We start from the raw sequence: 15,268 nt of genomic DNA on the forward strand, positions 1-15,268 counted from the left end.
CGGTGAGCGAACCGTCAATGGGCTGTGGGACCTGATCGGCAGGCTCGTCGATATCTTCCAGCCCGGCGAATGCGCCAACTACTTCACCTCATGCGGATATGACCCGGAATGATCGAAAAACGCTCTAGAGGAGTCGTCCATGTCCCAGGAGATCGTTGTTATCGGCCTCGATCTGGCCAAGAACGTGTTCCGGATCCACGCCATCGATGCGCAAGTACAGCCCGTCGTACGCCGGCAGCTTCGCCGAACAGAGGTCCTGAAGTTCTTCGCCAAGCTGCCGCCGTGTCTTGTCGGGATGGAGGCCTGTGCCTCGGCCCACTATTGGGGCCGAGAGATCGGCGCTCGTGGTCACCGGGTGCGGCTGATGCCGCCAGCCTACGTGAAGCCATGCGCGAAGCGCGGCAAGACTGATGCCGCCGATGCCGAGGCGATCTGCGAAGCAGTGACCAGACCAACCATGCGGTTCGTGGCGGTGAAGTCGGAAGAGCAGCAAGCTGAACTCATGCTGCACAAGACCCGGGACCTTCTGGTCCGGCAGCGGACCATGCTGATCAACGCATTGCGTGCGCACCTTGGCGAATACGGGATCGTGAAGGCCCAAGGCCCTGCCGGCGTCAACTCGCTGCTGGCGCTGGTGCAGGAAGCGCAAGATGCCGTGCCGGTTCATGCGCAGTCGGCTCTGCGTAGCATCGTGGCTCAGTTCCATGCGCTTGTTCGCGAGATCGGACATCTCGAGAAGCAGATCCTCGACTGGTATCGCCACGACGAGGTCAGCCAGCGCTTGGCGACGGTTCCCGGCATCGGACCGATTACAGCGTCGGTCATTGCGGCAACAGTACCAGATGCCTCGATCTTCCGATCAGGCCGCCAGTTCGCGGCCTGGTTGGGCCTGACACCGCGACCGCACAGTTCGGGCGGCAAGGAACGGCTTGACGGCATCACCAAACAGGGTGATGGCTACCTTCGACGCCTGCTTGTCGTTGGGGCCACGGTCGTGATGCGAATGACCCGCAAGGACCGAGCGAAGCAGCCGTGGCTGGCCAGACTGCTGGCGACCAAACCGGCAAAGTGAATAGCCCCTAGATTTCTGGACGCCTTGGATCCTAATTTTGAGGACAGGAGGCGACGATGGGGAAGCCCAATTTCAGTGATGAGTTCAAGCGCGATGCGGTGGCCCAGATCACCGAACGCGGGTATCCGGTCGCGGAGGTCTCGCAGCGGCTCGGGGGCAGCGCGCACTCGCTGTATGCGTGGAAGCGGCAGCTGGCGAAGGTTGTATCCGGCGATGCCGACAAGGATGCCGAGATCCGCCAGCTGAAGCGCGAGCTGGCCCGGGTGACCGAGGAGCGCGACATTCAAAAAAACGGTCGCGGGTTTTTGCCCGCCTGTGCGCGGTAGAAACGGGCCGTGATATGGTAGCGAACGGGGGGCTGCGGCCGTTCGCTTATTGGTGGCATGATACCCCGTTAAAAAACGTGGCCCGTGGGCTGTTGCGCACTTGAGAGTGGTGGCGCCGTACCGCGGCGACCCCGGTTAGGAAAATGACGGTTTGCATCGCCCATGCCCTCCTGTCTTCGAAGGAGGAGTGGAATGAACAGATCAAAATCTGGTCAATCGGATGGCCTGACGATGGTTTCTCCCGGCGCGGCCGCCATCGATATTGGTTCGACCATGCATATGGCGGCGGTCAGCCCCGATGCCGATGATCGTCCCGTTCGGGAGTTTGGCACATTCACCGGCGACCTTCACGACATGGGCAGATGGTTCAAGGCATGCGGCGTCACAAGCGTCGCGATGGAATCCACCGGCGTCTATTGGATCCCAGCCTTCGAGGTTCTGGATGAGCACGGCTTCCACGTCATCCTGGTCAATGCGCGGTATGCCAAGAACGTGCCCGGTCGCAAAACTGATGTGAATGACGCGGCATGGCTGCAGCGCTTGCACAGCTATGGCCTTTTGCGCGGAAGTTTCCGCCCACGGCCGGGGTTGCCACGTTGCGCGCCTATATGCGGCAACGGGAACGTCTGATCGAATATTCGGCCTCGCATATCCAGCATATGCAAAGGGCGCTGATGGAGATGAATGTGCAACTGCAACACGTTGTCTCCGACATCATCGGCGCTACCGGCATGCGGATCATCCGGGCCATTGCGGCCGGCGAGCGGAACCCGATCACGCTGGCCGAGATGCGCGATGTTCGCTGCCATTTGAGCGTGGAGACAATCTGTTCGGCACTGACCGGCAACTGGCGCGACGAGCACGTTTTCGCTTTGTGCCAATCGCTTGCGCTGTTCGACTTTTATCAGGCCAAGATCGTCGAGTGCGATCGGAAGCTGGAGAACGCGCTCCGAGACCTCGAAGGCGGCAACGGACACGATACGGCAAGCCTGCCAAAGGCTCGGAACAAGACGAGACAAGTGAATGCGCCGGACTTTGAAGTTCGCTCGGCGTTGTATCGCGTGCTGGGCGTAGACCTGACCCAGCTCCACGGCATTGGCCTGTCGCTGGCCCTCAAGCTGGTCGGTGAATGCGGCACGGACCTTGCTGCGTGGCCAAGCTCGAAGCACTTCACATCATGGCTGTGCCTGGCGCCGGGCAACAAGATATCGGGTGGCAAGCTGCTGTCATCGAAAACACGGCGATCTTCGAGCCGGGCGGCAGCGCTGTTGCGCCTGGCGGCGACAACGATCGGCCGGACCGATACGGCCCTTGGCGCCTTCTACCGCCGACTGTCCGCCAGGGCCGGCAAGGCCAAGGCCGTGACCGCCACGGCGCGCAAACTTGCCGTGCTGTTCTATAACAGCCTGCGATACGGGATGACCTACCAAGACCCTGGCGCAACTCAGTACGAAGAGCGCATCTCCAACCTTCAGCGCAGGGCCAAGGCCTTTGGCTTCGCCTTGCAGGAATTGCCGGAAGGCCCCGAGACAGTTGTTTCTTAGGAAAGCCACCGCGTGTTTCGCTCGAGATGCAAAGTGAGATACGCGTTCATTGCCGAGCATCGCGATCGTTTTGGCGTGCGGGCGATGTGCCGCCGCCTCGCCGTGCAGCCCAGCGGCTTCTATGCCTGGCAGAAGAGCCCGCTGAGCCAGCGGGCTCGGGAAGATGCCCGGCAGACCGATCTGATCCGCAGAGCCTGGAACGACAGCGGCAAGGTCTATGGCTACCGCAAGCTGCACGATGACCTTCTGGATCACGGTGAGACCTGCTGCCCCAACCGCGTTGCCCGGTTGACCAGACTGGCGGGCATCAGGGCGCAGGTCGGCTACAAGCGCAGGCCCGGCAGCTACGGTGGCAAGCCGTCCCTGGTGGTCGACAACACGCTGGATCGGCAGTTCGATGTTGCTGCGCCGGATCGCGCCTGGGTGACCGACATCACTTACATTCGCACCCTGGAAGGTTTTGCCTATCTGGCGGTCGTGATCGACCTCTATTCCCGCCGTGTGGTGGGCTGGTCGATGCAGAGCCGGCAGACCACCGATGTGGTGCTGCAGGCGCTGCACATGGCGGTATGGCGGCGCAAGCCGAAGCAGCGGGTGCTGATCCACTCGGACCAGGGCTCGCAGTTCACCAGCATGGACTGGGCGGCTTTCATCCGGGCTCACAATCTTGAGCACTCGATGAGCCGACGCGGCAACTGCCATGACAATGCCGTCGCCGAGAGCTTCTTCTGCTCGCGCAAGAGTGAGCGCATCCGGCGCCGCACCTACAAAACCCGCGAGGAAGCCCGGCAGGACGTGTTCGATTACGTCGAGATGTTCTACAACCCGGTGCGCAAGCAGGTCAGGAACGGGATGCTGTCGCCCGCCGAGTTCGAACGGCAGCAGATTGTGAAAGCAGAAGGCGTCTAGAAAACTAGGGGCTATTCAAAGATCGCCAGCGTGGCTCTGGCCAACAAGACTGCCCGGATCGCCTAGGTTATCATGAGCCGAGGAGAGGTATATCGATCGGTAGCGGCCTAAGCTCTAGGGAGCAAAAGGCCGCGACCACGAGATGGTGCGGGGTGAATGAGTGGTGATGACAACCGGTCAGACCGGGGATCGTGGAAACCCAAGGGGAGCAGGCGCTAACCAAGCGCGTTGACGTGATCAGGGAAACGATCCGCGGACTTCATCAGGGCCAGCAGCCATGCGGTGCTGCGCGAACAGGTCGGACACATGGATGCACCCGACCGGTGCTCATCAATGCCAAAAACCTCTTGCACCGCGGGGGCAGTCCACACCATCACGTCACAATGGATTCCGGATTTCCCGAGAGTCCTCGACGTTCTGGTCACGTCTTCCAGCGGATGCGCCGAACTCCAGCGGATCCTTGCGGCTCGGGATGTCATGCCACCCAGAATTGTCGTTCGATCACCTGCCTTGTTTGACATTGATCCGACACCGTCCTGCGGACCTCCAGGGGTCAGAGAGTTCCCCGGCCATTGTCACGGTGACGCGCTGGGCACGCCCCCGTGATTTATCTACGACGTGATTGGGGACTTGCGGCCGACGGCGCCATGCGACCGACAAAGGCGATGGCCCGCGCTTCAGAACAACGCGGCCACCTGGTATCTTCCCTACTCGGCAGGAACCGCCATCGAGTCCTTCATCTGCCGGAAAGCCCGGTGCGATTCGATATTTTCAGGTGCCAGCCCGAAGGCGGTCTGCCGCGGAATATCCTGCGCGTTGATCTCGTTGTAGCGCAGATAATAGGCCTTGTGCATCCGGTAGAAGGGGATCTCCGGATAGAGGTGATGGATCAGGTGGTAGTTCTGATAGACCAGTACCGGGGTCAGCAGCCATTCGAACCCGAACCGCATCGTCGTCGCCATGTAGGGATCTTCGTCCTGGGCGACCACGGCCGGATAGTGCGGCAGAATCACGAACACCACCGCGATCATGAACAGCGAGATGCGCGACGGGACGAACCACAGCATCAACAGCTCCAGCCCGTAGCCGAAATAGATCGCTCCGGCGAACAGCGCCGCCAGGAAGGAGTAGAAGACGATCAGCTGCGTGCCGTGCCGCTTGCGCACCGATTGCCCATGCTTGATGAAATAATGGATGTAGGCGCCATCGAAGAACGTCCAGCGGAAGGGCACCTGCCACCACGGCGCTTCGTGCTCGAACCGATCAGGATCCATCGGGCCGTTGGCGAAGCTGTGATGCTTGTTGTGAACCCACCGCAACAGGACCATCGGCGCATAGGGAAAGAGAAAGAAAAGACCGATCGCCCCGATCGATTCGTTCAGCCAGCCGATCCGCGACAACGAGCAATGCGATGCATCGTGGATAACGCTGAACAGCAAATAGGTGAGCAGGCCGTTGGCGATTGCGCCTTGCCAAAGCGCGATTTGCCCGGTCAGCGCCAGATACCATACGGTCCCGATCCCCAGCATCGACACCACAAACAGGAGCGCCGTTGGCCACGCCAGCAGCGGCGGCTGCCTTAGCTGTTCGAAATACTCTTCTTTGGTCGTCGGGAAAGCGCTCGTAGCCACCGGCAATACCCCTCTACAGATTTGTTCATGCCACGGGTGTAATCTTCGCAGCCACCCTCTGGCTTCGTGCAAACGGCCTAGACGCAGCAGAACGGCTTCTGCCTCGTGGCACCTTATCGCATCATTGCATAATGTGCAAATATTATCCTATTGAGCCATTTCTCGCGACCGGAGCAACTCTCGCCATTCGATCTCGAATGGCCCCCGTTCGGACCGCATCAAACCGCACGAGACTGAAGCGCGTGATACCCACCGACGCGCCGGGCTTCGTCCAGGCGCATTCCCGCATCAACGGCGGCAAGGATTGCCTGTTCGGCTGCTTCCACTTCTTCGGCGATCGCGACGACTTCCTCGACCCGGCCGGCTGGAATTGCGACGACACCATCGGAATCGCCCACCAGCCAATCGCCGGGCTCGATTCGAACGTCGGCAAGTTGAATGGGCACATCATAGGCGTGCGCTGTGGATCTGTCCTTGGCCGTCCGCATTGTGACGCTGCGGGAAAATACCGGGTAATCCAGCGAAACACAGCAATCACTGTCACGACAGACCCCATCGATCACCGTGGCCGCGACGCCCTTCCTGTGCGCGACACGGGTCAAGATATCGCCCCAGACGGTCTGATCAAGCTTACCGCCGTTGTTGATTGCAACCACTGCGCCTTCGGGTACGTCGTCGATATAGTCTCCGACTATTCCCCGCGTCAGTCCGACTGGAAGCATCTGAACCGTGAAGGCTGGTCCCGCAAACTTCATCCCCCGTGCTACCGGCAGGATGCCAATCGCCTGGCCGCTGATCGCCAGGCGATCCAGCGCATCGGACAAAGCGGTTACCCCCACTGCATTCAGTCGCGCAACAAGTGCTTCCTCGATCATAGCTTGCCCCGCCTATTTCAACATATCTTCGTAGTTCGCGCCCATCACCTGATCGATTGGAGCGCCTTGCTCAAGCGCGGCGATCATGGCTGTTTCGCGGCCCTGAATGCGCTCCGCCTCCGCCAGCACTTTGTCCAGGTGCTGCTGCTCGACGAACACGACTCCGCTTCCATCCGCGACAACCCAATCGCCGGGGTTGACCACAATGCTACCGATTGTGACGGGGCAGCCCCAGTCATGCTCCGCGACCCGTCCGCGCGCTGTAAGGGGAACAACTGCGCGGCCGAAGACTGGGAAACCAAGCTCACTGCTTTCATCCAGATCGCGACAGGCTCCGTCGACGATCACCCCCGCAATGCCTTTCAGAACAGCTCCCCGGCTCAGCAAGCCACCCCAGCCCGAGGCATCGGTCCTGCCGCGATTCTCGACCACCACTATCTCGCCCGGTTTTGCCGCCATTATGGCAGAGGCACCCAAGTGCCGTTTGGGCAGTCCTTCCATCGCGGGTCCGAGTTTCACGGTGACAACCCTGCCGGCAATTCGTTGTCTGTTTGTGGTCAACCGGACGATTCCCGCGACGCCGCCACGGAAACCGAGTTTGTCGAGCGCGTCTGAAATGGTGCAAGTGTCAAAGGCGGCGATCCGCTGGGCAGCAACCGAACAAGACGAAAGGGGGTTGTCTTCAGGCATCGTCCGGCACAATCGCCATAGCTTCGCACTGGATCAGGATGTTGCCCGGGAAGTCTTCATAAACCAGCATATGCCGGGCCGGCCGCGAGGAAGGGTCGGGAAAGTGCGTGAGCCACAATTCGTTGATTGTCGGCCGAAGTTCTTTCGTCTTCACATAGAAGGTCAATTTGGCGACATCGTCGAAACACGCACCTGCGGCTGCCAAAATCCGGCCCAGTTGCCAGAACGTCAGTCGGACTTGATCGGCAGCCTCCACCGCCACTTCACCGGTTGCCGGATCCATGCCGTAGACCCCACCTGTAACGACAAGTCGGTCCACCCGGCTGGCAGCCGGTATCGGACTGCCGGAATGATGAAGGCTGTCAACTTCGATGCTGCGTCGTCTCACAATTCCCAATCCTTGAAAGCGACCTGTCGAATTTCCCGAGGTCGCGAAGAGTCAGCATCGTCTGCAAACAGGTATTCAAACGTCGAGTCGGGAAAACAATCGACGAGCATTGCCTGCGAAAACGCCGTTTAGCGCAGCCTCGTCAAGTGAAGGAAGCGCCTCGATCACGGGTTTGAGATCATCGTAGTGACGCCCTGAAACAGGATCTATGCCGTCTCCCGATCCGGGCCTTTCCGTCCCGAAACAGCATCGGTCGTGTCCGACGGTTTTGAACAGAAGCGCGAGCGAATCCGGGTTATGAAGGACCGTGTCAAACCAGAATTTTCGCAGAATTTCATCGAATTGAGGCGCATCGGCAGCGATGCGTCCTTGAGCCCTAGCCATTTCCCGATGCGAGCGCCATCGTCCGATCTGATAGGGAATGGGACCGCCGCCATGGCTAATCATCAACTTGAGATCGGGAAACCGGTTGAACACGTCGGCCCGGTAGATCGAGGAAATCGCAAGTCCCTCTTCTGCAATGAAATGCTCATCATAGGTCTCGCGCCCGTTGCAGCATTGTCCCGAATGAATATGAGCGGGAAGATCCAACTCACACAATTTCTCGTACAACGGGTACCAATAGGGATCGCCGAGCGGAGGCGATCCGTTCATCCCCTCACTCGGGTCAGGGTTCAGCAAGACGCCCACGAAACCAAGCTCGTCCACCACCCGCTCGATTTCATCGAACAACGAAGTGACTGGCCGCCCTACTTGCTGTGGCAAGGCTCCCACTCCCCGGAAGCGGTTCGGATGCATCCGAATCGTCCGGGCAATCATGTCGTTTGTGTCACATGTCCAGTCGACGATATCATTCCACCTGGCGCTACCATTCAAGGTCAGAAAAGGTCGCGGGGAAAGTAACTGCAGGTCGGTCCCCACTGCATCCATAATCCTGACATTCTGGTCCGCGCTCTCTTCCAGCAGACGATCGGGCACCTGCGCACGATAGCTGGCGCCATATTGCCCCCCCGAAACCACGAGGTTGCTCCTGTGCGAATAAAGCGCTGCGGGCGCGACAAGGTGAGCATGGGCGTCGATTATCATTTATTTGTGATCTTTCAGAAATTCTGGCCCGGCCCGTCAATGCCAGAGATGCTCAAAGCCAATGTCAAATTGGATAGACCAGGTACCGGGGAAGCACGGACGTATCGAGTTCGGCCCGTCTGGACAGCAACTTCAACCCGCCGGCCTTGTCCAAACGGACGGTATCCAGATATTGACCCGCAGCCAGAACCTGGGTGATGCCGCTGTCGGTGGGCGTCATGAACACCGAGAAATTCGATCGCACCGAAATGGTCGCGGCATCGACGCGCCAGTACTTGACGCGCTGGACAAAGTGGCGGGTGCGATAGTCCTGAAACGTCCCGACCCAGATATCGTTGACGAAGGTGACGCGATCCTCGAGCCGGGATCGGCAATCGTCGAACATGAACCCCAGGGCGAGACCGTTTTCCGAATTTTCGGCCGAACGGCAGATGTAGGAAGCCTCGTCTTCTTCGGAATAGTTGGCCAGCCAGCCCTGCATGTCCTTGCCGTCGAGCGCGCTGGCATCGGCCAGCAAGAGGGCATCGAGCGCGGCTTCGAGCGCGGTGTCGGTCTGCATCATGCCTCGGCCCTTTCGAAACCCATCACCGATCGGTAATATTCCCAGCGGGGAAGATTGCCGCTCTCGTCGTTCTGGAGGAACTCCGACTCCAGCTTCGATTGGTCGTGCACCCCCTTCTGGAAAATCGCATTGCCGGGCGTGTGGTTGCCGATATGGATGCGATGGAAGATCGACGCGTCCTCCATGCTGATCAGACCGCATGGCCCCAGCAGGTTGGAGCTTTGCCGCAGACGGTGGCGGACCATGTCCTCGTCGTCGTCCTGGTGCGCGAAATAGGCATAGTGAACTTCCACCGTCTCTTCGTCGACCGGGGTCGCGAAGCGCAGGTTGATCACGTCGAGATGCTTGGTCGAAACGAAGGTCGGGAAGAGCGAAACGATGCGCGATCCGACCGCCGGATCCTGCCCCTTGAAGGCGATCAACGAATCGTCCTTGAGCACCGTCGGCCCACTGACCACCGACAGCGCCGATTCGAAACAGATGTGTCCGTGTTTCGTCGCGGTGAACTGGCGCCCCTTGCCGCCTTGCCAGTTGAGCAGCTTGAAGGCCTGGTGGAGCAATGGCGCATGATAGCCGTCGTTATCGGTATAGGACTTCCAGTTGCTGTCGTATCGCACCTTCTGATAGCCCAGCAGCTTGAGCCTGCCGTCCCCGCCGAGCAGTTCGCGCAAGGTGTTCTGCGAATCGCCGAGGAATTCGGGCAACGACTCGGTTTCCGCCGAAAGCGTCACGAAGAACAGGCCGTAGAAGCTGTCGAACCGCGGCTGCGCCAGGGGATAGTCCGATTTGTCGAAGCCGGGCAGGAAATCGCGATGGTTGGGGCAACCGACCAGATCGCCCTTCGCATCGAACAGCCAGCGGTGATAGGGGCATTCGAATTCGGTCTTGTTCCCCATTACCGCGGTTTCAAGCTGGTTGCCGCGGTGCGAACAGGCGTTGTAGAACACCCGCACCATGCCTTCCATGTCGCGGGCGATCAGCAGCGGCACGCCGGCCAGGCGGAAGGTCTTGAAATCGCCCGGATTGGGCAACTCGCTTTCATGCGCGACGGGGTGCCATTCCTGTCCGAAAAAGATGCGCTTCATCTCTTCCGCATAGATGTCCTTGCGCGTGAACGCCGCCTTGGGAATCTCGTTGACGTTCTTGGGCCAGGTCAAACCAGTCTCGGTCATTGCAATCCTCCTAGGCGGCAGCCCCCAAGGCTTCGGCTTCGAGCGCCTTGCCCAGTTCGGCCCACATCTGACCGGATTGGCGCGCGCCAGCCAGATAGGGCTCGGGGCAGAGATGATAGGGCGGGCGCACCGGCCCCGCCTTCATCCAGCCGCCGGCATCCATCCGCGCCTTTTCCAACGGAATGTTGTAGGTCGAGAATTCCTTGAAGCTGCCGTTCGGGAACAGCGGAGCCGCCGTCGGGCCGAGGCGGCCCATGAACGCCTTGGCCGCGCTCCAGTCGCCGCTGGCGCGGGCCTTGATGACCAGATCGCGCAGGGTCGTGGTCACCAGGGGATGGCAGACCGCCCCGCTCGACCAGAACGCATCGATCGAATCATCCATCCGCGCCGCGCCGTAATAGTCGAAGTCGATCGGCAGTAGCTTGATCCGGCCACGGATCGCGGCCAGATCCGGCAGCAGGTTGCCGACGCCGATGTACTTGGCCGTCACCACCTGCGGGATTTCCGCGACTTGCGCCCAGAACGAGCGCGGGAAATCGAACTTGAAGGCTTCCGGGTTCGCATAGATCGCGATGTTGATGTCCGGCACGGCCTCGGCAACGTCCTTGTAGAACTGGACAGCAACGTCGAGGCTCGGTGCGCACCACATCGGCACGCCAAGCATCGTCCCGTCGGCGCCGAGCGCAAGCGCTTCGCGTGTCAGTGCCACCGTATCGCGGGTGTTGACGCAGGTCGTGCCGACGAAGACCGGCACCCGGCCCGCCGCCGCATCGACCAGCGCCTTCATGAAATCGAGCTTTTCGTCATGGGTCATGGTTGCCGCTTCGCCCAGCGTTCCCATGCTCAGGATGCCGTTGATCCCGGCGTCGATCAAGCCGTTGACCACGCGGGCGGTTTCGTCGAGATCGACCGTCTTGGTGGCCCGCCAATCCGAAGCGTTATCCTTGGACGGGGTCGGAATGATTGCCCAGGCGCCCTTGACATCGGCGGTGCTCAACAGAGTCTTGGCCACGGCTTCTGCTCTCCCAATAAAAATGCCCCCACCAAAAGCGGGCCGTTCCCCATTGTGTAATGCTTTTCCTTATGCCACTTCAAGTCCTATTATCGGAATCTCGCCGCTGGCGGCCGGACTTGGCGAAAAATCGACCCAGTCCGGTTTCGCCCGGGACACAATCTTGGGGGAGCGACTGGACGTGACTATGCTCAAGCGATTTCATGACAAGGTAGCCGTGGTGACAGGCGGGGCGCAGGGAATCGGTCTCGCGACTGCAAAACGCCTGGCCGAGGAAGGCGCGGTGGTCGTCATTGCTGACCGGGCGAGCGAAGCGGCCGAAGCTGCCGTGGGTCTGCTCAAGGCCGAGGGCCGTGAGGCCATGGCAGTCGCGGTGGACCTGGAGCACTGCGCAGGCGCGGTCGAACTGTATCAGACGGTCATTGACCGCTTCGGGCGAATCGACGTCGCCGTTCACAACGTCGGCGGCACGATCTGGGCCAAGCCCTACTGGGACTACGCCCCGCATGAAATTACCGCGGAAATCAACCGTTCGCTGTGGCCGACGCTGTGGTGCTGCCACGCGGTGCTGCCCCACATGCGGGCGGCAGGGCGCGGCGCGATCGTCAATATCGGGTCGGTTGCGACACGCGGCGTCAACCGGGTCCCCTATGCCGCCTCAAAGGGCGGGGTCGCCGCGTTGACCGCAGCCCTTTCGCTTGAGCTCGAAGCCAGCGGCATCCGGATCAACTGCGTCGCGCCGGGCGGGGTGAACGTGACCAGGGTCACCCCGCGCAATCCGGCTCCGCCGACCGAAGCCGATCGCCTGGGGTTCGGCCAGGTGATGGAGCAGACCTTGCGCGATACGCCGATGGCCCGGTTTGGCGAACCCGAAGAGCTGGCCGCGGCGATCTGCTTTTTTGCCTCCGACGATGCGTCCTATGTCACGGGCCAGACGCTTTTCGTGGCCGGAGGCGGCATCGGCTGACCCCGGCGCCGGAAATCAGCCAGCCTGCTTGAGCAGATCCCGCAAGGACACACCGGCGTCGGCCAGGCTGGCCGCGCTGGCGCGGGCCCGGCGTTCGACCAGCCGCTTGCCGACCCCCATGTCAGGGGCGCGGTTGACGGTCAGCACACCTTCGATCGTCTCGCCGGCCAGGAAGAAGGCGACGAAGGCGTTGCTGTCCATCTCGCCGCGGATCGCCACCTCGGCTTCGACCGGGATCTGCCCGCAGAACTGGATGTTGAGATCGAACTGGTCGCTCCAGTACCACATCGGCTTGCAGTAGGAGACCTCCTGCCCCAGCATCGCCAGGGCAGCCGCCTGCGCCTGGTCCGCCGCGTTCTGGTAGGTTTCCTGACGGAACCGCCCGCCGAAGAACCCGTCCTGCTCGGCCACGTCGCCGGCCGCGAACACCGCCGGATTGCTGGTCTGGCAGCGGCGGTCGACGATGATCCCGTTGTTGACCTCGATCCCGGCATCGCGGGCCAGCGAAGTGGCCGGCACGATCCCCACCCCGACGATGACGGCATCGCAGGGGATCACGGTGCCATCGTCCGCCTCGACCGCGCTGACGCGGTTGTCGGCAAACCTGAAGCCGGTCACGCCGCAGTTGAAGTGGGCCGTCACGCCCCGCTTGCGATGTTCATCGCCCAGCCATTGCCCGAAGCGCCGGCCGAGCGCGCGCTCCATCGGCACCGGCATCGGCTCGACCACGGTGACCTTGCAGCCGAGCTTCACCGCGCTGGCAGCGACTTCGGCGCCGATCACGCCCATGCCGACGATGACAATGCTGGCTCCTTCGCGCAGGTCAAGCGCCATGCGGGTCGCATCGTCGCGGGTGCGCAGGTAGTGGACGTTGGCGCAATCGGCCCCGGCAAGGTTGAGCTTGCGGGCATGACCGCCGGTGGCGAGCAGGATCCGGTCCGCCTGCACCAGTTCGCCGCCCGCCAGGCGCACACCGCCGCCGGCAAGGTCGAGCGCTTCGGCGCGCGTGCCCAGCCGCATGTCGATCCGGTTGTCGTCGTACCAGGCTTCGTCCTGCAGGAAGAAGTTGTCCGGAACATTGGCCGGATCCCACAGCACTTCCTTGGACAGCGGCGGCCGTTCGTAGGGACGCCACGGTTCCTCGCCGATCAGGGTGATCCGTCCGTCGAACCCGGACTGCCGCAAGGCTTCGACGGCCCGTCCACCGGCCAAATTCGCACCAACTATCGCAATCGATCGCACCGGGTTCTCTCCCATAATTCTGTTTGCCTCATCCGGGCTGCTCACGGCCTGGCCATGAACCGCCAATCGTTGCATATTATACAATTCATTGCAAGGAGGAGGAATCGGGGTCTGCCTCCTATAGTCCCATTTTTTCCAGCCGCGAAGCAAGTTGCCGGCGGGTCAGGCCAAGATCCCGCGCCGCCTGCGCCACATTGCCGCGCGCAGCTTCCAGCGCTGCGCGAACCATCATGCTCTCGACTGTCTTCAGCCCTTCCCCTTTTTCCCGCAACAGTCCGACCAAATGGCCGATCGACTGGGTCTGGTCCGGACCGGTTTCGGCGCCTGCCACCCGCCCGTCGTCGGTCAGGGCCAGTCCTGCCCTGATTCGCGCGCGATCCGAGCCGAGGAACAGGTGCCGGATATCGATCGCCTCACCTTCGTTCACCAGCAATACCGCGCGCTCGACCATGCGTTCCAGCTCTCTGACATTGCCGGGGAAATCGTGCATCAGCAGGGCATTGATCGAGCGAGCGGTGAAGCCGGCCGCCGTGCGATTGTGGCGCTGGGCGTATTTCGCCCGAAAATGTTCCATCAGGCCGGGAATGTCCTCGCGGCGCTGCCGCAGCGGTGGAACCCGGATCGGCAGGGTCGCAAGGCGGAAGAACAGGTCGGCGCGAAAATTCCCTTCGTCCACCGCCTGTTCAAGATCGACATTGGATGCCGCAAGCAACCGCACATCGACCTTGGTTGTCCTGGTGTCGCCGACCCGTTCGAACTCCCCTTCCTGAATGGCGCGCAGGACCTTGCTCTGGGCCAAGGGCGAAAGCATCGAGATTTCGTCGAGAAACAGCGTCCCGCCATGTGCCAGTTCGAACCGGCCCGGTCGGCTCGCGACCGCGCTCGTGTAGGCCCCCTTGGCCACTCCGAACAATTCCGCCTCGATCAGCCCCTCGGGTATCGCCGCACAATTGAGCGCGACGAAGGGCGCATCCTTCCTGAGACTCATGCGGTGCGCCAATTTGGCGAACACTTCCTTGCCTACGCCGGTTTCGCCCAGAAACAGCAGGCTGGCATCGGTCCCCGCCGCGCGCTCGATCATGTTGCGCACGGCATGGTAGCCGGCCGACACGCCCGGAACGATTTCCTGCGGATCGGACCGCCGGCATGGCGCCGCCAGCGGCCCCACCGAATTCTCGACATCGTCAAGCTCGGGCCATTCGGCTTCGGGCCTGGCGTGCAGCAGGCAGGCGGCATCGCCCATGCCCTGGCACTCGATCTCGCGCATCACGATCGGCTGGCCGGCGAAGGTGCTGGCAAATCCGCTGGCAAAGCCGGTCTGCAGCCAGCAGACCGGATCGGCGCTGACCCCGTCGGTCGCCAGGTGGACCGCCGCCTCGATCGAATCGTGGACCAGGAAACTGCCGCGGAAGTGGCCGCTGGCGGAATCGCTGTCGAGCGTCTCGATCTCGGTCCAGCCGAACCCGGTCAGGGCGTGGGCCTGCGGTCCGAAGGCGAAGGCTTCGAGAAAGTCCCGGTCGGGCCGCAGTTCCTTGGCCTCTACCGCGCAGCGCGCACCCTCGGCAAAGCCCATATCCCAGAACAGCTGCCGGGCCCTGGCCTGGCCGATCTGCGCCACCAGCTGGCTGCGCAGCGTGGTCAGAGCCGATTGGCTCATCAGCACGCACCGTTCGCTGTCGCGCCAGATGCGGCCGTGCTCGGGCGAAAAGCGCAGACGATTGGTAAGGTCGGCGTAGCCGGGAAGGAGCTTCATTGTTGCGTTCTTACCAAAATGTCATTCTTGTGCCAAGAT

The 15,268-nt window shown here is 61.7% G+C and carries 13 protein-coding genes and 4 pseudogenes; 7 read left to right on the forward strand and 10 right to left on the reverse strand.

The window, feature by feature from the left end:
- The 6 genes and pseudogenes from K3A84_RS18480 to K3A84_RS18505 all read left to right on the forward strand — a co-directional run.
- Positions 1-112 (forward strand): annotated as a pseudogene (locus K3A84_RS18480) (IS630 family transposase); the annotation flags it as partial.
- A gap of 27 nt (positions 113-139) precedes the next feature.
- Positions 140-1,069, forward strand: a pseudogene (locus tag K3A84_RS18485) (IS110 family transposase); the annotation flags it as partial.
- 59 nt (positions 1,070-1,128) lie between these two features.
- A pseudogene (locus K3A84_RS18490) lies at positions 1,129-1,389 on the forward strand (transposase); the annotation flags it as partial.
- A gap of 201 nt (positions 1,390-1,590) precedes the next feature.
- The gene (locus K3A84_RS18495; RefSeq protein ID WP_225010962.1) at positions 1,591-2,028 is read left to right on the forward strand and encodes an IS110 family transposase; all 438 of its coding nucleotides are present in this window, start codon (positions 1,591-1,593) and stop codon (positions 2,026-2,028) included.
- Positions 1,995-2,942 (forward strand): transposase, encoded by a 948-nt coding sequence (locus K3A84_RS18500; RefSeq protein WP_225010963.1) that lies wholly within the window; start codon positions 1,995-1,997, stop codon positions 2,940-2,942. The genes K3A84_RS18495 and K3A84_RS18500 overlap by 34 nt, the downstream gene beginning before the upstream one ends.
- Positions 2,943-3,851: pseudogene (locus tag K3A84_RS18505) on the forward strand (IS3 family transposase); the annotation flags it as partial.
- Between the two features lie 707 nt (positions 3,852-4,558).
- Here K3A84_RS18505 and K3A84_RS18510 read toward each other — a convergent pair.
- From K3A84_RS18510 to K3A84_RS18545, 8 genes are all read right to left on the reverse strand, one after another.
- Positions 4,559-5,482, reverse strand: a complete 924-nt coding sequence (locus tag K3A84_RS18510; protein ID WP_225010964.1) for a fatty acid desaturase — start codon at positions 5,480-5,482, stop codon at positions 4,559-4,561.
- A 218-nt stretch (positions 5,483-5,700) separates the two neighbouring features.
- Positions 5,701-6,357 (reverse strand): RraA family protein, encoded by a 657-nt coding sequence (locus K3A84_RS18515; protein ID WP_225010965.1) that lies wholly within the window; start codon positions 6,355-6,357, stop codon positions 5,701-5,703.
- A 12-nt stretch (positions 6,358-6,369) separates the two neighbouring features.
- Complete coding sequence (locus K3A84_RS18520) at positions 6,370-7,047, reverse strand: RraA family protein (RefSeq protein WP_225010966.1); 678 nt, start codon at positions 7,045-7,047, stop codon at positions 6,370-6,372.
- Entirely contained in the window at positions 7,040-7,435 is a 396-nt protein-coding gene (locus K3A84_RS18525) for a RidA family protein (RefSeq protein ID WP_225010967.1), read from the reverse strand. The genes K3A84_RS18520 and K3A84_RS18525 overlap by 8 nt, the downstream gene beginning before the upstream one ends.
- Before the next feature lie 75 nt (positions 7,436-7,510).
- Entirely contained in the window at positions 7,511-8,521 is a 1,011-nt protein-coding gene (locus K3A84_RS18530; protein WP_225010968.1) for an amidohydrolase family protein, read from the reverse strand.
- 64 nt (positions 8,522-8,585) lie between these two features.
- The gene (locus K3A84_RS18535; protein WP_225010969.1) at positions 8,586-9,083 is read right to left on the reverse strand and encodes an aromatic-ring-hydroxylating dioxygenase subunit beta; all 498 of its coding nucleotides are present in this window, start codon (positions 9,081-9,083) and stop codon (positions 8,586-8,588) included.
- Complete coding sequence (locus K3A84_RS18540) at positions 9,080-10,255, reverse strand: aromatic ring-hydroxylating oxygenase subunit alpha (RefSeq protein ID WP_225010970.1); 1,176 nt, start codon at positions 10,253-10,255, stop codon at positions 9,080-9,082. The genes K3A84_RS18535 and K3A84_RS18540 overlap by 4 nt, the downstream gene beginning before the upstream one ends.
- 10 nt (positions 10,256-10,265) lie before the next feature.
- Positions 10,266-11,267, reverse strand: coding sequence for a dihydrodipicolinate synthase family protein (locus tag K3A84_RS18545; RefSeq protein ID WP_225010971.1), 1,002 nt, complete (start codon positions 11,265-11,267; stop codon positions 10,266-10,268).
- Positions 11,268-11,454: 187 nt separating this feature from the next.
- Between K3A84_RS18545 and K3A84_RS18550 the strand changes: the two genes are divergently transcribed.
- Positions 11,455-12,234: a 1,6-dihydroxycyclohexa-2,4-diene-1-carboxylate dehydrogenase gene (locus K3A84_RS18550; protein ID WP_225011107.1), complete on the forward strand. Its 780-nt coding sequence runs from the start codon at positions 11,455-11,457 to the stop codon at positions 12,232-12,234.
- A gap of 15 nt (positions 12,235-12,249) precedes the next feature.
- Here K3A84_RS18550 and K3A84_RS18555 read toward each other — a convergent pair whose 3' ends face one another.
- Together K3A84_RS18555 and K3A84_RS18560 are read right to left on the reverse strand one after the other, a co-directional pair.
- On the reverse strand, positions 12,250-13,551 hold the full coding sequence (locus tag K3A84_RS18555; RefSeq protein WP_318248333.1) for an NAD(P)/FAD-dependent oxidoreductase: 1,302 nt from the start codon (positions 13,549-13,551) through the stop codon (positions 12,250-12,252).
- Positions 13,552-13,594: 43 nt separating this feature from the next.
- Positions 13,595-15,229, reverse strand: coding sequence for a sigma-54-dependent Fis family transcriptional regulator (locus K3A84_RS18560; protein WP_225010973.1), 1,635 nt, complete (start codon positions 15,227-15,229; stop codon positions 13,595-13,597).
- Between the last annotated feature and the right edge of the window lie 39 nt (positions 15,230-15,268).

The sequence above is a fragment of the Novosphingobium percolationis genome (assembly GCF_020179425.1).
Taxonomy (GTDB): domain Bacteria; phylum Pseudomonadota; class Alphaproteobacteria; order Sphingomonadales; family Sphingomonadaceae; genus Novosphingobium; species Novosphingobium percolationis.